The following is a 19,706-nucleotide window of genomic DNA, read 5'->3' on the forward strand; positions in this document are numbered from 1 at the left end:
CCGCGCGCAGCGGCGCTTACGATGTTCGCGCACACATCGTTCGTGCGTCGCCGCTGTAGCTCAGCTGGTAGAGCGCCCGCCTTGTAAGCGGATGGTCAGGGGTTCGAGTCCCCTCAGCGGCTCCGAGCGTACCTGACCAGGCATTTTAACTGACCAGGTACGGCTGTGCCCGTTCCGCCACAGCCATCGGGGTGAAATTTGGTCCCGAGACCAGCAAGAATGTAACGCCCGGCCTCCCGCTCGCGATCACGATCCTCTTTTCGACGGGTCGACGATCACTTCCACAAGGGCGCTGGACATCGGACGACCTCGCCCTATACCGTCCTAGCGGATGTCGATCGTGAATACTGGTGGGGTTTGCTCGTGCGCATTGTCGTTGACGATCTGACAGGTCCGGAGATCGAGGCTTTCCTGCACGGCCACCTCAGCGAGATGCGGGCGATCTCCCCTCCCGAGAGCACGCACGCGCTGGAGCTCAGCTCCCTGCGCCGACCTGGGGTGACGTTCTGGTCGGCGCGCGAGGGCGACGCGGTGCTGGGTTGCGGAGCGATCAAAGAAATCGATCTTGAACATGCCGAGGTCAAATCGATGAGAACCGACCCAGGGCACACGAATCGCGGAATCGCATCGCAACTGCTGAAGCACATCATCAGCGAATCGAAACTCATGGGCTACACCCGGTTGAGCCTCGAAACCGGTTCCGCCGAATTCTTCGAGCCGGCGCGCAAGCTCTACCTCAAACACGGCTTCGCCTACTGCGAGCCGTTCGCCGAATACCGCAAGGACCCCTGCAGCGTCTTCATGACCAAGTTCCTCTGAGCCACCGAGCAACGGCCCCTGGGCGCGGATCCTCGGCAACTGCCGAGGTCCCGGGCCCCGACGACTCCGCGCGTCGGCCCTCGGGCGATGCGGCGCATCATGGGGACGTGGGTGCTGAGGCGACGGTGACCGATCGGCTGTTCCGCGCGGCCGTGTGGCTCAAGGGGCTGGACGCCGTGAGCCAGCTGACCGGTGGCGTCCTGCTGATCTTCTTCCCGCCGCGCGCGCTGACGCGGATGGCGCACGGGGTGGTGACCCGGGACCTCCTAGGTCCGCCGACCGGTCCGCTGGCCGGGCACTTCGAGGAGGCCGTGCGCCACTTCACCGGTGGCGCCCGCGCGTTCGTGATCGGCTACCTGCTGGTGCACGGGCTGATCAAGCTCGTCCTGGTCATCGCGCTGCTCCGCAAGGCCGTCCGCTGGTACCCGGCCGCGATCACCGCGCTCGGGGTGTTCGTGCTCTTCGAGCTCGTCCGCGGCGTGCAGACGCACTCGTGGGTGCTGCCGGTGCTGACCGCGCTGGACGTCGTCATCATCGTGCTGGTGATCAAGGAGTACCGGGAGTTGCGCCGAGACTCCGCCTGACGGAACGATCTCCGCGCCGCCGGACACCGGCGGAGCAGGAATTCCGTTGGGAAATCCGTGGAATTGGTCACGCGGGTAATTCCCAGCAATTGGCGATTTGTGCTCAATCAATGGACAGCGTCACTCGGTCGAGTGAAGGTCGATTTCGGTCCTCGCCCAATCCGCGAACCGAAGGAGACCAACGTGTCGCTCGTCCGCAATTTCGCCGGACTCGCCGGTGCCGTGATCGCCGGTGGCCTGCTGGCAGTGCCCGCTCAGGCAGCAGATACCACTCCGCAGGACGTCCAGCCGTACATCATCGATGGCCGCGAGGTGGACAGCGCACCTTGGGCGGCCCGCCTGTTCGTCAACGACCAGGAGACCTGCACCGCTTCGATCATCGCCCCCGAGTGGGTGCTCACCGCTCAGCACTGCGTCGCCGACGCGGCTGACGGCAACGGACTGAGCTTCAACATCGGGGACGTCGACCAGACCAAGGGTGAGCACGCCAACGCCATCCCGGGCGAGGTGCACATCCACGACACCGCCGACATCGCGCTGGTCAAGATCGACCACGCGGTGCAGACCGACTACGCACCGCTGGGCGATGCGGGCACAGTCAACACCGGCGACACCGTCCAGGCCTACGGCTGGGGCGCGACCTGCACCGACAAGCCCGAGATCGAGTGCCAGGCACCGATCCTGAAGGTCGCCGACGTCAACGTGACCGGCGTCAACGGCGACTGCACCGACTACCGCGGCGGCCAGGCCATCTGCGCGTCGCGCGGTGACGGCATCCCGGCCGGTGGCGACTCCGGCGGCCCGATGTTCGCAGGTGACAAGCAGGTCGGCGTGGCCTCCACGAGCGACCGCGCGACCTCGACCGCCTACGTCAACATCACCGAGTACCGCGACTGGATCTCGTCGCTGGCCGGAGTCTGATCGACCCCTCTCCACGGGAACCCGGACGCAGGCACGGGCTCCCACACGCGGGCGCACTCGCCCGGGGCGTGCCGGCCCCGGGCGAGTGCGCCCGCTGCCATTTCCACCGGATCCGACGGTATTCGCAACACCGGAAGATTTCCTGCCCGACGTTCACCGATCAGTCTTGAATTCAGCGTTTTCGCAGGTCAGGATATGCCGGAAATTGTCCTGCAAAACCCCGAAGATGGGGGCTAGCACCGGCCGAGACGACGGATCAACGTTTCTGTAGTGCTTCTCACGTGTAAAATTGCGAATCGCCTGGTAGATGCCGGAAGAAAGGCGCCAGAACCTGACTCAACACGGATGTTCTGTTAAGTTGGCAAAGCATGACCGGCGATAAACCGAGCCATAAGCACGAAGATCGAAATGGCGGAAGCGGTTCAGCCGGACGGTTGGAGATCGACGCTCCGGTCGTCGCGGACGGCCCAGAGCTCTACCGGATCACCCGCGATTCGGCAGTGCTCGATGTGAACTCGTCCTACGCATATTTGCTGTGGTGTCGTGATTTCTCGCAGACCTCCGCGGTGGCGCGTGTCGACGGTGCGGTCGTGGGCTTCGTGACCGGGTTCATCCGGCCCGAAGCCCCGGACACCATCGTGGTGTGGCAGATCGCCGTCGATGCCTCCCAGCGCGGGGGTGGCGTGGCAGGCAAGCTGCTGAACCACCTGCTCGACCGCGTGCAGGGGCGCGGAGTGCGGTTCCTGGAGACCACGATCACCCCGGACAACACCGCGTCGATCAAGCTATTCAGCGCACTGGCGCGCGACCGAGCCGCAGAGATCAACAGCAGCGAGTTGTTCACCGCTGATCTGTTCCCCGACTCGCACCTGGGGGAAGACCTGTACCGCATCGGGCCGCTCGACGCCGCCTGACTACACCCAATCTTGTTCGTCCCTGAAGCGCCGGGCGCCCGCGCGCCGTCGGCCGAACGGAGGATCCGTGAACGACATCTTCGCCACCCTTGAATCGGAAGTCCGCAGCTACAGCCGAACGTGGCCGACCACGTTCGACCGCGCGGTCGGAAGTTACCTCTACGACTTGGACGGCACCGGCTACCTCGACTTCTTCGCAGGCGCCGGCGCGCTCAACTACGGCCACAACAACCCGGCCCTGAAGGAGAAGCTGCTCGACTACATCGCGCGCGACGGCGTGGTCCACGGACTCGACCAGGCCACCAAGGCCAAGGCCGAGTTCCTGGAGAGCTTCAACTCCAACGTGCTCCAGCCGCGCGGCCTCAACTACAAGGTCCAGTTCCCCGGCCCGACGGGCACCAACTCGGTCGAGTCGGCGCTGAAACTGGCCCGCAAGATCACCGGCCGCGAGTCGATCATCAACTTCACCAACGCCTTCCACGGCATGACGCTGGGCTCGCTGTCGGTCACCGGCAACTCGATGAAGCGCGGCGGCGCGGGCATCCCGCTGGTGCACGCCACCCCGATGCCCTACGACGACTACTTCGACGGCCGGGTGCCCGACTTCCTGTACTTCGAGCGCATGCTGGAGGACAGCGGTTCGGGCCTCAACGAGCCGGCGGCGGTCATCGTCGAGACGCTGCAGGGCGAGGGCGGCATCAACTCGTCCCGCCCCGAGTGGCTGCGCGGTCTCTACGACCTGTGCCAGAAGCACGGGATCCTCATGATCGTCGACGACGTGCAGATGGGCTGCGGCCGTACCGGTCCGTTCTTCTCCTTCGAGGAGGCCGGCATCCAGCCCGACATCGTCTGCCTGTCCAAGTCCATCGGCGGCTACGGCATGCCCCTGGCGGTGACGCTGATCAAGCCGGAGCACGACGTGTGGGAGCCGGGCGAGCACAACGGCACCTTCCGCGGGAACAACCCGGCGTTCGTGACCGCCAGCGAGGCGTTCCGGCTGTACTGGTCCGACGACCAGCTGGAGAAGTCCACCATCGCCAAGGGCGAGCGGGTCGGCCAGGTGCTGGAGGAGATCGCCGCAGAGCACGGTGGCGCGATCGCCAAGGGCCGCGGTCTGGCTCGTGGTTTGGGCTTCGAGGACACGAACGTGGCGGGCAAGGTCTCCAAGGCCGCGTTCGACCGGAAGCTCCTGATGGAGACCTCCGGTCCCTCCAGCGAGGTCCTGAAGATCATGCCGCCGCTGACCATCTCCAACGAGGAGCTGGAGAAGGGACTGGCGATCGTCCGCGACTCCGTCAAGTCCGTTCTCGCCTGATTCCGGCGTAGCGCTCACGGGGTCGGGAGGGTGAAAAGGGCCGTCGATCGGCTCTCGCCCCTCCCGGCCCCTGCACGTCGTGCGGCAAGCTACGTGTGGGCGAGTACCCGCGCAGTGCACCACTGGTAAAGATTCGCAGGAGGAAACGTGATCGTCCGGCACCTCTCGGACATCGAGGACACCGACGCCGACATCAAGACCGAGAACTGGCGCAGCAAGCGCATTGTCCTGGCCAAGGACAAGCTGGGCTTCTCGGTGCACGAGACCACGCTCTACGCCGGCACGGTGAACGACTTCTGGTACGCCAACCACATCGAGGCCGTGTTCATCACCGAGGGTGAGGGCGAGGTCGAGAACAAGGCGACCGGCGAGGTCCACCAGCTCAAGCCGGGCTCGATCTACGTGCTCAACGATGCGGACAAGCACCAGGTCCGCCCCAAGACGACCATGAAGACCGTGTGCGTGTTCAACCCGCCGGTCACAGGTCGTGAGGTCCACGACGAGAACGGGGTCTACCCGCTGATCGTCGAGGACGAGGTCGCCAGCTGAGTTAAGCGACGCGCGCGGCGGGTACCCGGAGAAAACGGACCCGCCGCGCTGTCTTTGAACCACCAGGGTTTTCCCCACGCGTTGACGTGGGGGAACGCGGGCACTTGACGTGTGCCGCTTCTTACCGAGGAACCGAGAACGGCGGGCGGTGTCGACCAGGGCATCGGCCCGCTCCGGCGGGAATTCGCGAAGGAGGCGCAACCCATGACCCTCGCTGATCTGAGCACCACGGACCGCTACCCCACCCGGGGCTCCGATTCGACGTTGCTCGATCGGACCGATCCGACCGTCTGGTCCGGTGTTCGCACCGGCCCGGCCGCGCGCGACGAGCTGGCCGCTCACGACGCCAAGGGCTTCCACGTGGTGGAGGGACTGCTGTCCCCCGCGGAAGTGCAGGCTCACTGGCAGGAGCTGGAGAGGCTGATGCGCGATGAGAGGGTCCGCAACGACGAACGCACCGTCGTCGAACGTTCGTCGAACGAAGTCCGCTCCATCTTCGAGGTCCACGAGATCAGCGAGCAGATCGGAGCGCTGGCTCGCGATCCGCGAGTGCTGGACCGCGCCCGGCAGATCCTGGGCTCGGACGTGTACGTGCACCAGAGCCGGATCAACTTCATGCCCGGCTACCGCGGTACGGGTTTCTACTGGCACTCGGACTTCGAGACGTGGCACGCCGAGGACGGCATGCCGGCCATGCGCGCGGTCAGCATCTCCATCGCGCTGACCGACAACTACCCGTTCAACGGCGGTCTGATGCTCATGCCGGGTGCGCATCGCACGTTCGTGTCCTGCGCTGGTGAGACTCCGGAGGACAACTACAAGTCCTCGCTCAAGCAGCAGAAGGTCGGCGTCCCGTCCGAGGACAACATCACCAAGCTCGCCTACGAGCACGGGATCGAGCAGTTCACCGGCCAGGCGGGTTCGGCCTTGTGGTTCGACTCCAACTGCATGCACGGCTCGGGCAACAACATCACGCCCTACCCGCGCTCGAACATCTTCATCGTGTTTAACAGCGTGGACAACGCACTGGTAGAGCCCTTCGCAGCGAAGTCCCCACGACCGGATTACGTAGCGTCCAGGGACTTCACCCCCCTGAGGCGTTGATTCCGGCCCGGAGCGGCCCGTTCCTCGATGGCGGGGAGCGGGCCGGCCGGTGCGTTGCGGCGGAACCCCACCGGCCCTGGGGACGTCGGCGTAAGGGGAGCTTCGGCGACCCGAGGGGCTCCTCTTCCTCGGTGGTGGAGCCGGACCACGAAGCGAACTTCACGGTGCCACCAGTGGTCGCCAACGGAGGTTCTGGCCCGCCCGTGATCGACCTCCGTTCCGCCCCGTCAGTTCGGACCGGAACTGCCCACTTCCCTCACCTCACGGGGTGAGCGGCGAGAACCCTGCCGGCCTCCGCCGCAGCCGCCGGGTCCAGGAGGGGGTACCTGCCTCCGGCGACGAAGCGCTCCGAGAGCTCGAAGGTGATCGTCTCGCCCTCTGCCAGGAAGTTCGCCGTGGCCTGGGCGTTCGTCGTGACGTTGTCGGGATGCGTGATGGCGATGTCGGTGTGGGTCGCGGCGAGGTACGGGCTGGCGAACTGGGTGAACGAATCGCCCACCATGCGCACCGGCTTGGTGATCATGCCTGGTTTGGGCGAGGACTTCAGGTGCAGCGGCTGGTGGAAGTCACTGGGCTTGAACTGCGTGTTGTCGGCTCCCCCGTCCGGTGCCAGCGAATACGCCTGGATCGGCACCGTGCGGTCCTGCCCCAGCAGGTCCGGGATGTCGGCGCTGTGCGAGTACTGCCGCGACGGTGCCATCTTCCACGTGCTGGTGATTCCCGGCGACAACCGCTCCGCGAGCTGGTAGACCATCGTCGCGCCGCCCTCGTGGGTCCAGTGCGTGTCGATGTCGTGGTAGATCGGGCGGCCGTTGCGCTCGGCGGTCTGCCGCAGCGGGGCGCGCAGGTCGATCGCTCCGGTCGCCTTCGGGACCTCTCCCCAGAACGCCTCCCGCCCGGCGACGGAGCAGTCCTCGCCCGGGTAGGTCTCCGGCAGGTGCTCCGGGTACACGGTGGACTTGTCCGGGGCGATGACCAACTGGAACTCGCGCCCGGACGACTCCACGGCCTTCCGCCAGGCGCGCAGCCCGGCGATCACCTCCTCCGTCGAGCGGGACGGGACGCAGCGGTAGGACACGTCGTGGCCCAGGTACAGCCACCCGTCCTCGCCCTCGATGACCGGCGGGAACACGCTTTCGTCGATCGGCGGCTTCGCGTCCACCTGCCCCGCGCCCACCGGCGAGCTGTGCGAGCCGCCCGCCAGCGGAGCCGGTTCGCCGAACACCCCCCTGCTGATGCCGTTGACCGCCTGCACCGCTCCCTTGCGGAACGGCAGGTGATCGGTGGCCCACCCGTTCAGACCGGTGAAGAAATCGAGGCCCTCGGTGACGCTGGGGAACTCGGCCAGCGGCCGGTTCTCCAGCTGCTCCGGCCGCGCGCCGAACAACCAGCTGCTCAACGGAGCGCTGAAGAACGCCAGCGCGCAGATCAACGCCACCAGCTGACGCCTGCCGTGCCGAGGCCGGTGCAGCGGGTGTTCCCGCGGCAACCACGCCTCGTGCACCGGCGGCAGCTCAGGAGTCCTCACGTCAATCACGCCCTCTTGAACCCGTTGCGGAGTTGCCTCGCTTGGCGGTTCGGGTAGCGGAACCTGACCGGCTCCGCGCACCACACCTGATGCACGTACACGGCGTCGCGGCGCACTCGCCACGAAGCCGCTGAAGAACCCGCGGCGGTGCGAGCTGAGTCCCGCACCTGGAACAGCGGCTCCGCCGCAACCATGAACAACTCCTAGAACTGGTAGTACAGGAATGGGCTGAACGTGCCCGTGGCCACCAGCAGACCCGAGTAGCCCAGGCCCGCTGTGAGCACCGCCGCGCGCACCGCGTACGCCTCGCGGGTGCGGACGGCCTCCAGGAACGGACCGGTTCCCGAGCCCGCGGGCAACAGCACCACGATCAGCGCGACCAGCAGGAAGAACAGCCGCTGGTGGGTCACCGACGCCGAGACGATGTCGGTCAGCCCCGCCAGGTCCGGCACCAGCATGTGCCCCAGCACCCCCAGCGCGCTGCCCAGGTCCGGGGCGCGGAAGAACACCCAGCCGATCACCACCAGCAGCATCGTCGACGCCCTCCGCACCAGCCGCAAGCGCCAGTCCGAGGGTGCCGTCGACCAGCCGAAACGGCGTTCCAGCACCAGCAGCGAACCGTGGAAGAGCCCCCACACCAGGTACGTCCAGGCCGCGCCGTGCCAAAAACCGGTGAGCACGAATATGATCGTCAGGTTCCGGTAGGTCCTCCTGGTGCCCAGCCGGTTGCCGCCGAGCGGGATGTAGACGTAGTCGCGGAACCAGCGCGACAGCGACATGTGCCAGCGCCGCCAGAACTCGGTGATCGTCACCGAGGAGTAGGGCCGCGCGAAGTTCTCCGGCAGCCGGAACCCCAGCATCCGACCCAGCCCGATCGCCATGTCCGAGTAGCCGGAGAAGTCGAAGTACAGCTGCACCGTGTAGCCGATCGCGCCCAGCCAGGCGATCGCGAACGTCATGTCCTGGGCGGGAGTGGCGAAGCAGGCGTCGACCATCGGCGCCAACGTGTCGGCGATGACGACCTTCTTCGTCAGACCCCAAGCGAAGCGCGGGAAACCGGCCGCGATGTCGTCGAGCCGGTGCGTGCGGCGCTGCGGGAGCTGGTCGGCGATCTCCCGGTAGCGCACGATCGGGCCCGCCACCAACTGCGGGAACATCGCGATGTAGGTGATGAACGAGACCGGGTCGCGCAGCGCGGGCCGCTCGCCCCGGTAGATGTCCACCACGTAGGAGATGTGGTGGAACGTGTAGAACGAGATCCCGATCGGCAGCGCCAGCTGCAGCACCGGGTAGTCGCCACCGAACCAGTGCGCCAGCACCGCCAGCTGCTCGGTGGCGAAACCCGCGTACTTCCAGATCAGCAGGACGGTCAGGTTGATCGCGACCACGCCGACCAGCAGCCACCTGCGGCGTTCCCGCTGGCCCGGCCACTCGGCACCCGGTTCCAGGCGACGCCCCGCCAGGAAGTTCACCGCGATGCACGCCAGCAGCAACAACGTCGTGCCGCCCGCGCCGCTGGCGTAGAACACGAGGCTGGCGACCGCGATGACGACGTTGCGCCCGCTTCGAGGTGCCACCAGCACGACCGCGAGCACGGCCGGCAGGAAGTACCACAGGAACAGCGGTGAAGCGAACGACATGAAGGGCCTCGGCTGCGGGAGGCCCACGCCTCCTCGGTCGGTTACCGGAGAAGGAGCCTAACCGAGGTCCGCACGCCGCATGCCCGGAATGGACCGGGCTTTCACCGTCACCTGATCCGGCGCCGCCTTGCCACCTCGGACAGCACCACACCGGCCGCGACCGAGGCGTTGAGCGACTCGACACCAGCGGCCATCGGGATCGACACCGTCTGGTCGCAGGTCTCCCGCACCAGGCGGGACAAGCCCCGGCCCTCCGAACCGACGACGACCACCAGCGGACCGGTGGCCAGCTCCAGCTCGTCGGAGGTGATGTCGGAATCGGCGTCCAAGCCGATCACCATCAGCCCGGCTTCCTTGTAGTCCTTGAGCGTGCGCGTCAAGTTGACGGCCTTGGCGACCGGGAGCTTCGCCGCCGTGCCCGCGCTGGTCCGCCACGCCACCGCCGTGATGCCCGCACTCCGGCGCTGCGGCACGACCACGCCGTGCGCGCCGAACGCGGACGCCGAGCGGATCACCGCGCCCAGGTTGCGCGGGTCGGTGACCCCGTCCAACGCCACGATCAGCGGCGGCAGACCGGTGTCCTGCGCGGCGGTCAACACCTCACCGGGGTGCGCGTACTCGAACGGCGGCACCTGCAGGGCCAGGCCCTGGTGCATCGCGTTGCTGGTCAGGCGGTCGAGCTCCACGCGCGGCACGTCGAGCACCGGGATGCCCCGGTCCTTGGCCTCGCGGACCGCCTCGGTGACCCGATCGTCGACGTCGATGCCCTGCGCCACGTACAGGCCGGTGGCCGGGACACCGGCGCGGACGCACTCCACGACCGGGTTCCGCCCGGCGACCAGTTCAGGCGCGTTCTCGGCCGACGCCTGGCGCTTCGCGCGCTGCTGGTCGGCCTTGGCGCGCTGGTCGGCGCGCTTCTTGGCCGGGTGCGTGACGCGTTCCTCGGCCTTCGGCGTCGGGCCCTTGCCCTTGAGTCCGCGGCGTCGCTGCCCACCGGAGCCGACGACCATGCCCTTCTTGTTGGTCTTGCGCACACCGCCGCGGCGTTTGTCGTTGCCGGCCACGAGTTACCCGTCTTTCAATGTCCACGTCGGACCGTCGGGGGTGTCCTCGACGGCGATCCCGCCCTCCTGCAACCGGTCCCGCAGCAGGTCGGCGGTGGCGAAGTCGCGCTCCGCACGCGCCTTCTGGCGCTGTTCGAGCACCAACCGCACGGCTTCGCCGAGCGCCTCGTGAGCGGCGTTGCCGCCGTCCTCGGCCCACTGCGGCGACAGCGGATCCAGGCCGAGCACGCCGGTCATCGCGCGCACCGCGGAGGCGGCGGCGCGAGCCGCCTCGTCGTCACCGCGGTCCAGCGCGGCGTTGCCCTCGCGGACCGCCGCGTGCACGGCGGCGGTGGCCTGCGGTGTGCCCAGGTCGTCGTCGAGGGCCTGGGCGAAGTCCTCGGAGACCTCGCTCGGCTCGACCGAACCGGTTCGGTCGACGACCTTGCGGACGAAGTTCTCGATCCGGCCGAACGCCGAAGCCGCTTCCTTCAGGCCCGCTTCGGAGAACTCGATCGTCGACCGGTAGTGCGGCGTCACCAGGTAGTAGCGCAGCTCGACGGCGCGGGCGCGCTCCAGCACCGCCGGGATGGACAGCACGTTGCCGAGCGACTTCGACATCTTCTCGCCGCTCATGGTGACCCACGCGTTGTGCATCCAGTACTGCGCGAACCCATCGCCCGCCGCGTGGGACTGCGCCAGCTCGTTCTCGTGGTGCGGGAAGACCAGGTCCAGGCCGCCGCCGTGGATGTCGAACTCGCCGCCCAGGTAGAAGGTCGCCATCGCCGAGCACTCCAAGTGCCAGCCCGGACGCCCGTGACCCCACGGCGTCGGCCAGCTCGGCTCACCCGGCTTGGCGCCCTTCCACAGGGTGAAGTCACGCGGGTCGCGCTTGCCGGAGGCCAGCGACTCGCCCTGCTGCACCTCGTCGAGGCGCTGCCCGGACAGCCGACCGTACTCGTCGCCGTAGGAGGCGACGTCGAAGTAGACGTCACCGCCGGATGCGTAGGCGTGCCCCTTGTCGATCAGACGCTGGATCAGGTCGATCATCTGCGTGACGTGCCCGGTGGCGCGCGGCAGCACCGACGGCGGTAGGCAGCCCAGCCGGTCGTAGGCCGACTCGAAAGCGCGCTCGTGCGTGGACGCCCACTCCCACCATGGCCGACCGGCGTCGGCGGCCTTGGTGAGGATCTTGTCGTCGATGTCGGTGACGTTGCGCACCAGGCGCACGTCGTAGCCGGAGTGCTGCAACCAGCGCCGCAGCACGTCGAAGTTCAACCCGCTGCGAACGTGACCGACGTGCGGAACGCCTTGCACGGTGGCACCACAGACATAGATCGACGCCACTCCGTCGCAGCGCGGGTGGAACTCGCGCGTCGTGCGGGTCGCTGTGTCGTGCAGGTGCAGGCTCACGCCCCCGATGGTACGGGGAAGCACTCCGGCTCAATCACGACAGGCCGTTTGTCGTCAAGGCCGCTCTTGAACGTGGGACCGGTCAGCTCAGCAGATCTCGGACCGCGTCGATCAAGCCGGTCGGGCGCTCGGCGGTGGGAGCGGGGTCGACGATCGCGACCTGGCACCCGACACCGGCCGCGCCGCCGTCGGCTTCCTCGCTGTCGCCGACCATCAGCGCCTCCTCCGGCGCGACGCCGAGGCGTTCGCAGGCCCGCAGGAAGATCTTCGGGTCCGGCTTGATCACCTCTTCGAGGTAGGACAGCAGGAACTCGTCGACGTGCTTGCTGACGTCGAGGCGGTCGAAGGCGGGGCGGATGTCGAAGGCGATGTTGCTGATCACACCGACCTTCACGCCCTGCTCGTGCAGTCGGCGCAGCACCTCGGCGGTGTCCGGGTACGGGGTCCACTGATCGGGGTCGATCAGCCGCGCGTAGAGGCTCTGGGCCTGCGCGTCCTGGATCCCGGAGCTGCGCAGCACCTCGACGTAGACCTTGCGGTGCAGCGCGGGGTCGAGGTCGCGGTTCTCCCAGGCTTCGATGAACTCGTCACCGAGCTCGGTGATCCGCCCTGTCGGAGCGGTCATCCGGCGCATGATCTCGGCCTGCGCGGAGAGGTCGAAGGGGCTGCCGTCGGCGTCGGTGAGGTCGGAGTACCAGGACGGGTTCTCCTCCAGGCGGAACAGGGTGCCGGAGAAGTCGAAGATCACCGCTCGCAGAGTCACACCGGCAACGGTATGCGGGTTCGGCGAACCCGACATGAACATGCGGCCAACCTCACGACCAGGAGCGAGGATTTCCCCCGTTCGCCGCGTCGCGCTCCGGGAGCGGGCGGTTCCGGCCCGACACCGCCCGGGATCGACGTCCTCGCCAGGCTAGAACTGCCCGCACCGGACGCGAGATTCCGGATTGTGGAAATGACGGCTCTGGTCGTTCTTCATCGGGAGGACTATGGCCGCAACGCTCGCCGAGGCGCTCAGCCACAGCAGCACGACTGCCAGCGCGAGGTCGAGCTCGTCGCCCAGCGACCAGAGCACGACCGACACCGGCCACATCACCGAGGGCTGCACAACGAGCAGCCGACGCACCCACCGGTTCCGCTCGATCAACATGGTTCGAGCATCGCGCGCCCGGACCCCTGATCAGAAGAGCGCGCCCCCTGAGTTTTCCCCGACTCCAACTGCCCGACACACCGGGGTACCTGCCCGTTACTCAGCGGAAAACCAACGCGGTCGCCACCGCCGCGATGCCCTCGCCACGACCGGTCAGGCCCAATCCGTCCGAGGTCGTGCCCGCGACCGACACCGGAGCTCCGACCGCCTTCGACAGCACCTGCTGCGCCTCCTCGCGACGCTTGCCGATCCGCGGCGCGTTGCCGATCACCTGAACCGCCGCGTTGCCGATCGCATGACCGGCGGCGTCGATCCGGGCGCGGACCTCCTCCAGCAGCTCCGCGCCGTGCGCACCGGCCCAGCGATCGTCGCCGGTCCCGAACACCGCGCCCAGGTCACCCAGGCCCGACGCCGACAGCAGCGCGTCGCACAACGCGTGCGAGGCCACGTCACCGTCCGAGTGCCCGGCGCAGCCGTCCACACCCGGCCACTGCAACCCGGCGATCCAGCACTCGCGCCCGGCCTCGATCGGGTGCACGTCGACACCCTGCCCGACGAACGGCAGACGATCAGTCACTTGGGGGAACTCTCCTCGGTGGCCAGCACGGCCTCGGCGATCGCCAGGTCGAAAGCGGTCGTGATCTTCAGGGCGTCGGGATGTCCGTCGACGGTGCGCACCTTGCCCCCGACGCGCTCGACCAGCCCGGCGTCGTCGGTGGCGATGTCGCCCGCGGCGGCGTAGGCCTGCCGCAGCACGTCGATGTTGAAGCCCTGAGGAGTTTGCACCGCACGCAGCGGTGCGCGGTCGACGGTCTCCACGACCGTTCCCGACTCGTCGACCCTCTTGATCGTGTCCGTCACGGGGAGCACTGGGATCACGGCGGGCGCACCGGCCTCCACCGCGGACACGACATCGCGAATCATGGTCGCCGGGGTGAAGCACCGTGCGGCGTCGTGCACCAGCACGACCCGTGCATCCGGAGCCACCTCCGCGACAGCGCCCAGCGCCAGGCGCACCGAGTCGGTTCGCTCGGCGCCGCCTGGCACCACGTGCGCGTTCGGCAGCGTGGCGAGCTCGGCCGCCACGACCTCGACCTGGTCGGGCGGCGAAGCCACCACGACGTGCTGCACGCAGCCCGAGCCCAGCAGGCCCCGAACCGCGCGCAGCAGCAGGGACTCACCCTTCACCGGAACCAGCGCCTTGGGCCGGTTCATCCCCAGGCGCACCCCGCGACCAGCTGCGGGGACCAGCGCGACAACGCTCACGCTTCAGCCGTTCCGATGATCAAACCGCGGCGGCGAGGACTTCGTCCAGCAGTGTTTCCGCCTTGCCTTCGTCAGTGCCCTCCGCCAGCGCCAATTCGCTGACCAGGATCTGACGGGCTTTCGCCAGCATTCGCTTCTCGCCTGCGGACAGGCCACGATCCTTCTCGCGTCGCCAGAGGTCGCGCACCACTTCAGCCACCTTGTTGACATCGCCGGAGGCGAGTTTCTCGAGGTTGGCCTTGTACCGACGAGACCAGTTCGTGGGCTCTTCGGTGTGCGGGGCCCGCAACACGTCGAAGACTCGATCCAGACCCTCTTGACCGACGACGTCCCGAACACCGACGATCTCGGCGTTGTCAGCGGGAACGCGCACCGTCAGGTCGCCCTGCGCGACCTTGAGGACGAGGTACTGCTTCTCCTCGCCCTTGATCACACGAGTCTCGATTGCTTCGATGAGCGCGGCACCGTGGTGCGGGTAGACGACGGTCTCTCCGACCTTGAAAACCATGTGTCCTCTGCCCCTTTCGCTACCCCCACTTTAACACGTAGGGCAACTGGGCCTCGACCACCTCACCAACCGTATTTGCAGGTCAGAGCATGGGTGGGACTTGACAAGACCCGCTCCGACGTGCAAGGCAGCCCCTTTCGGCCCTGTGAAACCATCCACTGTGGACCGCCCAGTCGGGTGGTCCCCCGGGCCTGTCGGAGCCCCGCGATACGTAGTTCGGCAAGCCCCTGCACGCCCACCGGGGGGTGGGGATTAAGCTCCACGTGGTTGTCCGGCAATCAGGAAGGGACGCTGCAACCGTGAGCCGCCCTCAGCACCTCAAGGCCGTCCGCCTGCGGTTGATCCCGGCCGCACTCGGACTCGGCGCCGTCGTCGCCCTCGCTGGCTGCAGTGCCGGTCAGATCACCGAGACCGACACGCAGGTCGCCGCAGTCAACGGCGGTAGCGGTGAAGCGAAGCAGGTCGCCGTCCGCAACGCCACGCTCTCCTTCCCGACCGGGGGCGCGTTCTACCGCGCCGGCTCGTCGGCGCCGCTGGAGCTCGTCCTGAGCAACGAAGGACCGAACGACAAGCTCGTGCAGGTCACGAGTCCGTACGCGGCATCGGCGCAGGTCAGCGGCACCAGCGACCTGCCTAGCCACACCGCTGTGCACGCGACCGGACCGTCGGCGCAGTCGGCGAGCGCCGGCCAGCGCACGGTGCAGATCACGCTGAACGGGCTCAAGCAGGACATCACGCCCGGTGTGACCATCCCGGTGACGTTCGTGTTCGCGCAGGCCGGTCAGATCACCGTGCAGGTGCCGATCGGCGAGGACCACAACCCGCGCCCGGAGCACGGCAGCCCCGTCCCAGGAGGCCACCAGTCCGGCGGCGGTCACTGACCCAGAACCCCACGAAGCCCGGAGCGCCCTCGGACGCCCCGGGCTTCAGTGCGTTCACACCGCTCCTGACCGCCACCCGAGGCCCCGGACCTGCCGTGATCAGACCCCCGATCACCGCCGCATCCCGGCACCCGATCACGGCGGCAAGCCGCCACGACCACGCCGCGACCACGTGACCTAGATCACCGTGGTTGCCTCGGTCACCCCAGGAGCCCGGGAGCCGAGGACCCGATCGCCCTGTCACGCCGTGACCCGTTCACCCGAGCCTGGACCCGGCTCACCGCCGTGATCGGACCCCCGATCACCGGTGTTCCGGGGCAACCTGGGTCCGCGCTCGTGGGAGGTTCGTGTTCGCGAGTCGGCGGGGCGATGGTCGGGGTGGGTGGATAGCCTCGGCGCGTGCCGCCCAAGACTCGTTCTCCTCGCCCTGCGTTCCGCTGCGCTGATTGCGGCCATGAGGTCGCCAAGTGGGTCGGCCGGTGCCCCGGGTGCCAAGCGTGGGGAACCATCGAGGAGGCCGCGCCCGCCCGGCCTGCGCTGGCGAAGGTTTCGGCCGGGGCGCCGAGCACCCCGGCACGGCCGATCGCCGAAGTCGACCTGGACTCGGCGCGGTCGGTGTCGACCGGCATCGGCGAGCTGGACCGGGTGCTGGGCGGCGGGATCGTGCCCGGAGCCGTCGTGCTGCTCGCCGGAGAGCCAGGTGTGGGTAAGAGCACTCTCCTGCTGGAGGTCGCGCACCGATGGGCCTCCGGGTCCTCGCCCGGCGCGTCCCTGTACGTCACCGGCGAGGAATCCGCGGGGCAGGTCCGGCTCCGGGCCGAGCGAACCGACTCGGTGCACCCCGAGCTGTTCCTGGGTGCCGAGAGCGACCTGTCAGCCGTCCTGGGGCACGTCGACGCGGTCAAGCCCGGACTGCTCATCGTCGACTCCGTGCAGACCGTCCAGTCGCCCGACGCCGACGGCAGTCCGGGCGGCGTGACGCAGGTGCGCGCGGTGACCACGGCGCTGGTGGCGCTGGCCAAGGAGCGCGGGCTTCCGGTCGTGCTGGTCGGGCACGTCACCAAGGACGGCGCGGTCGCCGGGCCTCGCGTGCTGGAGCACCTGGTGGACGTGGTGCTGCAGTTCGAGGGCGACCGGCACTCCTCGCTGCGGATGCTGCGCGGCGTGAAGAACCGCTTCGGCCCGTCGGACGAGGTCGGTTGCTTCGAGCAGCGCGACGACGGCATCGCCGAGGTGCTGGACCCGTCGGGCCTGTTCATCAACCGGCAGGAAGCCGCCGTGGACGGAACGGCGGTGACCGTCATGGTCGAGGGCAAGCGCCCGCTGCTGGTGGAGATCCAGGCCCTGCTGATGAAGACCGAGATGGCCATGCCGCGCCGGTCGGTGAGCGGGCTGGACTCGGCGCGGGTGTCGATGATGCTGGCGGTGCTGGGCAAGCACGGGCACATCCCGACCGGCTCGCACGACGTGTTCGCCGCGACGGTGGGCGGCACCAAGATCGGTGAGCCGGCCGCCGATCTGGCGATCGCGATGGCCGTCGCGTCCTCCCAGACGGGTCGTCCGCTGCCGCCGAACCTGGTGGTGATCGGCGAGGTCGGGCTGGCGGGCGAGATCCGCCGGGTCAACGGCGTGGGTCGGCGCTTGGCGGAGGCCGCGAGGCTCGGTTTCGATCGGGCGCTGGTGCCACCGGATCCGGGACCGCTCCCCAAGGGGATCAAGGTCACCGAGGTCGCGACCATCAAGGACGCGCTGAAGCTGGTCCGCCGCCGCAAGCAGGATTCGGACTAGGGGAGCACCCGGAACGGGGTGGGCGCGCTGGCGATCGAGGTGAGCCGGGCGACCGCCAAGTAGTCGCCGGGCGGCACCCTTTCCTGACGGGCGGCGCAGCCCGGGGCCGAGGTCAGGCCCTGCCACAGCACGTCGTTGCGGACGGGTTTGCCGGGTTCGAGGACCGGCCGCTCGTTGGTCGATTCCGCGTAGCAGTCGTTGCTGGACCACACTTGGCGTCCGGCCGGGGTGGTCACCTCGATCTCGCGGAGCATCCGGTTGAGGTCGCGCAGGCACGGTCGGGGACCGATGTTGGTGACAACGACGGCCAGTCCGATCCGCTCGCCCGTCCGGAACGTGGGCCGCCCGACTTCGGAGCCCACGCGCAGCGTCTGGTCCGGGCATGCTTCCGGCCCGTGGTCGGCGGCGACCGCCACGGGCTGTCCTGGCGGTCTGGCCACGTGCTGCTGCGTCGTGGCGCCCCGTTCTCCGGTACCGGTGAACAGGGCGACCAAGCCCCACCCGAGCAGTGCCACGAGCACGGAGACGGACATCGCCACGGCGCGGCGACGCCAGTACACCGCAGGGGGCAACGGACCGTTCGGATCAAGCACGAACCGACCGTAACCCGGAGGCTGCGCTGAATGATCCACCCAACGATCGCCCGATGGGGCGTATCCGCTGCTGGCGAGTGACCAAAGGGCGTCTTTCGGGCGATCACCGATCGCCTGGCAGTATCTGAAGACGCCATGAACACTCCCGCCACCGGAGCCGACACCCGGCTCGACCTCGACGCCCTGGCCGACTGGTTCACCGCCACCGCCCGCCCGCTGCCCTGGCGCGCCCCGGGCGTGACGGGCTGGGGTGTGCTGGTCAGCGAGACGATGCTGCAGCAGACACCGGTCAACCGCGTGCAGCCGATCTGGGAGGAGTGGATGCGCCGTTGGCCGCGTCCCTCCGACCTGGCCGCCGAGTCGCAGGGCGAGGTGCTGCGCGCGTGGGGCAAGCTCGGCTACCCGCGTCGCGCGCTGCGCCTGCACGAGGCCGCCGCGACGATCGCCGCCGAGCACGGCGACGTGGTGCCCTCCGACGTGGAAACCCTGCTCGCGCTGCCCGGCATCGGCGCCTACACGGCCCGCGCCGTGGCGGCCTTCGCCTACGGCAGGCGCGCTCCGGTCGTCGACACCAACGTCCGCCGGGTCGTGGCCCGCGCGGTGCACGGCGCCGGTGACGCGGGACCGCCGTCGACCAACCGCGACCTCGCCGACGTGGACGCCCTGCTGCCCGCCGAGGACGCGCCTGCGGCGACGCTGTCGGCGGCGTTCATGGAGCTCGGGCAGGTCGTGTGCACGGTCCGCTCGCCGAGCTGCGAGCGGTGCCCGATCGCCGCCGACTGCGCCTGGCAGCACAACGGCCGACCGGCCTACGCGGGCCCGCCGAAGAAGGTTCAGAAGTTCGCGGGAACCGACCGCCAGGTGCGCGGCAGGCTGCTGGACGTGCTGCGCGGTTCGACCGGCCCGGTCACCCGCGATCAGCTCGACGCGGCGTGGAACGAGGCCGGTCAGCGCGATCGATGCCTGGACTCCCTGCTGGTGGACGGGCTCGTCGAGCAGACCGACGACGGCCGCTTCTCGCTCCCCGGAGAGCGCTGATGGCCGACGCGCTGGTGTTCCACTTCGCCGACGAGACCCAGGCGCGCATTCGCGGCCTGCGGAAACGGCTCGGCGAAGCCGGAATCCCCGGCGCGGGCGACCGTCCGAGGGTGACGCTCGCCGTTGCGGGCAGCATCCCTCCCCCAGCGCGCACGGCGTTGCGCTGCGAGCTGGAGCTGCTGTCGATACCGGATCTGTGGCTGAACACCCTGGGCACGCTGCCCGGTGACGAGCGGATGCTGCTGTTGGGCGCGGTCGTCGACACCGAGCTGCTGGCGGTGCACTCCGCCGTGCACGACGTGCTGGCGGGAAAGGTGAAAGACCCGTCGGCCTACTACTTCCCAGGTGCCTGGGTCCCCTGTTGCGCGCTCGCCAAGGGCCTCGACACCGACCAGCTGGCCGCCGCCTTCTCCGCGCTGCTCCCACCCGAACCCGTGCGAGCAGCGGTTCGCGAGATCAGCGTCGTCGACACCCGCACCGGAGACGCGGAAACCCTCCTGACGACCAGGTAGCCGTCGGGTGAGCGACGAAGTCACCTCCTCCTTGCCCCACCTGAGCAACTCGCACCGCCGGGGGCCTCAGACGTTGTCCGGTGAGGACAGCCGCAGCGCCGCGCATCGACGCACTCCAGTCGCGATCCCGGAGCCAGAGG

At 68.6% G+C, this 19,706-nt stretch carries 21 protein-coding genes and 1 tRNA gene; 12 read left to right on the plus strand and 10 right to left on the minus strand.

Going from position 1 to position 19,706, the window contains the following annotated elements; all coding sequences use genetic code 11:
• Positions 1 to 49 precede the first annotated feature (49 nt).
• The 8 genes from E1161_RS13765 to thpD all read left to right on the plus strand — a co-directional run bounded on the left by E1161_RS13765 (position 50) and on the right by thpD (position 6,206).
• Positions 50 to 122 (plus strand) — tRNA-Thr (locus E1161_RS13765).
• Between the two features lie 241 nt (positions 123 to 363).
• The gene (locus E1161_RS13770) at positions 364 to 819 is read left to right on the plus strand and encodes a GNAT family N-acetyltransferase (RefSeq protein WP_132623337.1); all 456 of its coding nucleotides are present in this window, start codon (positions 364 to 366) and stop codon (positions 817 to 819) included.
• A gap of 107 nt (positions 820 to 926) precedes the next feature.
• Positions 927 to 1,403, plus strand: coding sequence for a DUF2127 domain-containing protein (locus tag E1161_RS13775; RefSeq protein ID WP_132623339.1), 477 nt, complete (start codon positions 927 to 929; stop codon positions 1,401 to 1,403).
• 183 nt (positions 1,404 to 1,586) lie between these two features.
• Positions 1,587 to 2,324, plus strand: coding sequence for a S1 family peptidase (locus E1161_RS13780; protein WP_132623341.1), 738 nt, complete (start codon positions 1,587 to 1,589; stop codon positions 2,322 to 2,324).
• Between the two features lie 434 nt (positions 2,325 to 2,758).
• Positions 2,759 to 3,238 (plus strand): diaminobutyrate acetyltransferase, encoded by a 480-nt coding sequence (gene ectA, locus E1161_RS13785; protein WP_235875009.1) that lies wholly within the window; start codon positions 2,759 to 2,761, stop codon positions 3,236 to 3,238.
• Between the two features lie 67 nt (positions 3,239 to 3,305).
• A complete protein-coding gene (gene ectB / locus E1161_RS13790; protein ID WP_132623345.1) occupies positions 3,306 to 4,553 on the plus strand; it encodes a diaminobutyrate--2-oxoglutarate transaminase in 1,248 nt (415 codons plus the stop codon).
• 147 nt (positions 4,554 to 4,700) lie between these two features.
• Positions 4,701 to 5,102, plus strand: a complete 402-nt coding sequence (locus E1161_RS13795; protein WP_132623347.1) for an ectoine synthase — start codon at positions 4,701 to 4,703, stop codon at positions 5,100 to 5,102.
• A 204-nt stretch (positions 5,103 to 5,306) separates the two neighbouring features.
• The gene (gene thpD / locus E1161_RS13800) at positions 5,307 to 6,206 is read left to right on the plus strand and encodes an ectoine hydroxylase (protein WP_132623349.1); all 900 of its coding nucleotides are present in this window, start codon (positions 5,307 to 5,309) and stop codon (positions 6,204 to 6,206) included.
• A 256-nt stretch (positions 6,207 to 6,462) separates the two neighbouring features.
• Here the strand turns inward: thpD and E1161_RS13805 are convergent, their stop codons facing one another.
• The 9 genes from E1161_RS13805 to E1161_RS13845 all read right to left on the minus strand — a co-directional run bounded on the left by E1161_RS13805 (position 6,463) and on the right by E1161_RS13845 (position 14,754).
• Positions 6,463 to 7,734: an alginate O-acetyltransferase AlgX-related protein gene (locus E1161_RS13805; RefSeq protein WP_235875010.1), complete on the minus strand. Its 1,272-nt coding sequence runs from the start codon at positions 7,732 to 7,734 to the stop codon at positions 6,463 to 6,465.
• Positions 7,735 to 7,937: 203 nt separating this feature from the next.
• Positions 7,938 to 9,374, minus strand: a complete 1,437-nt coding sequence (locus tag E1161_RS13810) for an MBOAT family O-acyltransferase (RefSeq protein WP_132623421.1) — start codon at positions 9,372 to 9,374, stop codon at positions 7,938 to 7,940.
• A 107-nt stretch (positions 9,375 to 9,481) separates the two neighbouring features.
• Positions 9,482 to 10,438, minus strand: a complete 957-nt coding sequence (gene rlmB, locus E1161_RS13815) for a 23S rRNA (guanosine(2251)-2'-O)-methyltransferase RlmB (RefSeq protein ID WP_132623351.1) — start codon at positions 10,436 to 10,438, stop codon at positions 9,482 to 9,484.
• A 3-nt stretch (positions 10,439 to 10,441) separates the two neighbouring features.
• A complete protein-coding gene (gene cysS / locus E1161_RS13820) occupies positions 10,442 to 11,830 on the minus strand; it encodes a cysteine--tRNA ligase (protein ID WP_132623353.1) in 1,389 nt (462 codons plus the stop codon).
• Between the two features lie 82 nt (positions 11,831 to 11,912).
• Positions 11,913 to 12,593, minus strand: a complete 681-nt coding sequence (locus E1161_RS13825; protein ID WP_132623355.1) for an HAD family hydrolase — start codon at positions 12,591 to 12,593, stop codon at positions 11,913 to 11,915.
• Between the two features lie 150 nt (positions 12,594 to 12,743).
• The gene (locus E1161_RS13830; protein WP_132623357.1) at positions 12,744 to 12,980 is read right to left on the minus strand and encodes a hypothetical protein; all 237 of its coding nucleotides are present in this window, start codon (positions 12,978 to 12,980) and stop codon (positions 12,744 to 12,746) included.
• Positions 12,981 to 13,080: 100 nt separating this feature from the next.
• The gene (ispF, locus tag E1161_RS13835) at positions 13,081 to 13,557 is read right to left on the minus strand and encodes a 2-C-methyl-D-erythritol 2,4-cyclodiphosphate synthase (RefSeq protein WP_207920237.1); all 477 of its coding nucleotides are present in this window, start codon (positions 13,555 to 13,557) and stop codon (positions 13,081 to 13,083) included.
• The gene (gene ispD / locus E1161_RS13840; protein ID WP_132623359.1) at positions 13,554 to 14,246 is read right to left on the minus strand and encodes a 2-C-methyl-D-erythritol 4-phosphate cytidylyltransferase; all 693 of its coding nucleotides are present in this window, start codon (positions 14,244 to 14,246) and stop codon (positions 13,554 to 13,556) included. The genes ispF and ispD overlap by 4 nt, the downstream gene beginning before the upstream one ends.
• A gap of 19 nt (positions 14,247 to 14,265) precedes the next feature.
• Complete coding sequence (locus E1161_RS13845; RefSeq protein WP_132623361.1) at positions 14,266 to 14,754, minus strand: CarD family transcriptional regulator; 489 nt, start codon at positions 14,752 to 14,754, stop codon at positions 14,266 to 14,268.
• A 299-nt stretch (positions 14,755 to 15,053) separates the two neighbouring features.
• On the opposite strand from E1161_RS13845, the gene E1161_RS13850 reads away from it, so the two are divergent.
• Both E1161_RS13850 and radA read left to right on the plus strand, forming a co-directional pair.
• Positions 15,054 to 15,635 carry a copper chaperone PCu(A)C gene (locus tag E1161_RS13850; protein WP_235875011.1) on the plus strand — a complete coding sequence of 194 codons (582 nt, stop codon included), beginning with the start codon at positions 15,054 to 15,056 and terminating at the stop codon, positions 15,633 to 15,635.
• A gap of 399 nt (positions 15,636 to 16,034) precedes the next feature.
• A complete protein-coding gene (radA, locus tag E1161_RS13855) occupies positions 16,035 to 17,423 on the plus strand; it encodes a DNA repair protein RadA (protein WP_132623363.1) in 1,389 nt (462 codons plus the stop codon).
• On the opposite strand, the gene E1161_RS13860 is transcribed toward radA, so the two are convergent.
• Positions 17,420 to 18,016: a hypothetical protein gene (locus tag E1161_RS13860; RefSeq protein WP_132623365.1), complete on the minus strand. Its 597-nt coding sequence runs from the start codon at positions 18,014 to 18,016 to the stop codon at positions 17,420 to 17,422. The two genes, radA and E1161_RS13860, sit on opposite strands and share 4 nt — an antisense overlap.
• 135 nt (positions 18,017 to 18,151) lie before the next feature.
• Here E1161_RS13860 and E1161_RS13865 point away from each other — a divergent pair, with 135 nt between their 5' ends.
• Entirely contained in the window at positions 18,152 to 19,054 is a 903-nt protein-coding gene (locus E1161_RS13865) for an HhH-GPD family protein (RefSeq protein WP_132623367.1), read from the plus strand.
• Entirely contained in the window at positions 19,054 to 19,566 is a 513-nt protein-coding gene (locus E1161_RS13870; protein ID WP_132623369.1) for a 2'-5' RNA ligase family protein, read from the plus strand. The genes E1161_RS13865 and E1161_RS13870 overlap by 1 nt, the downstream gene beginning before the upstream one ends.
• The last annotated feature ends 140 nt before the right edge of the window (positions 19,567 to 19,706 follow it).

Source organism: Saccharopolyspora aridisoli, from assembly GCF_004348445.1.
Classification (GTDB): Bacteria; Actinomycetota; Actinomycetes; order Mycobacteriales; family Pseudonocardiaceae; genus Saccharopolyspora; species Saccharopolyspora aridisoli.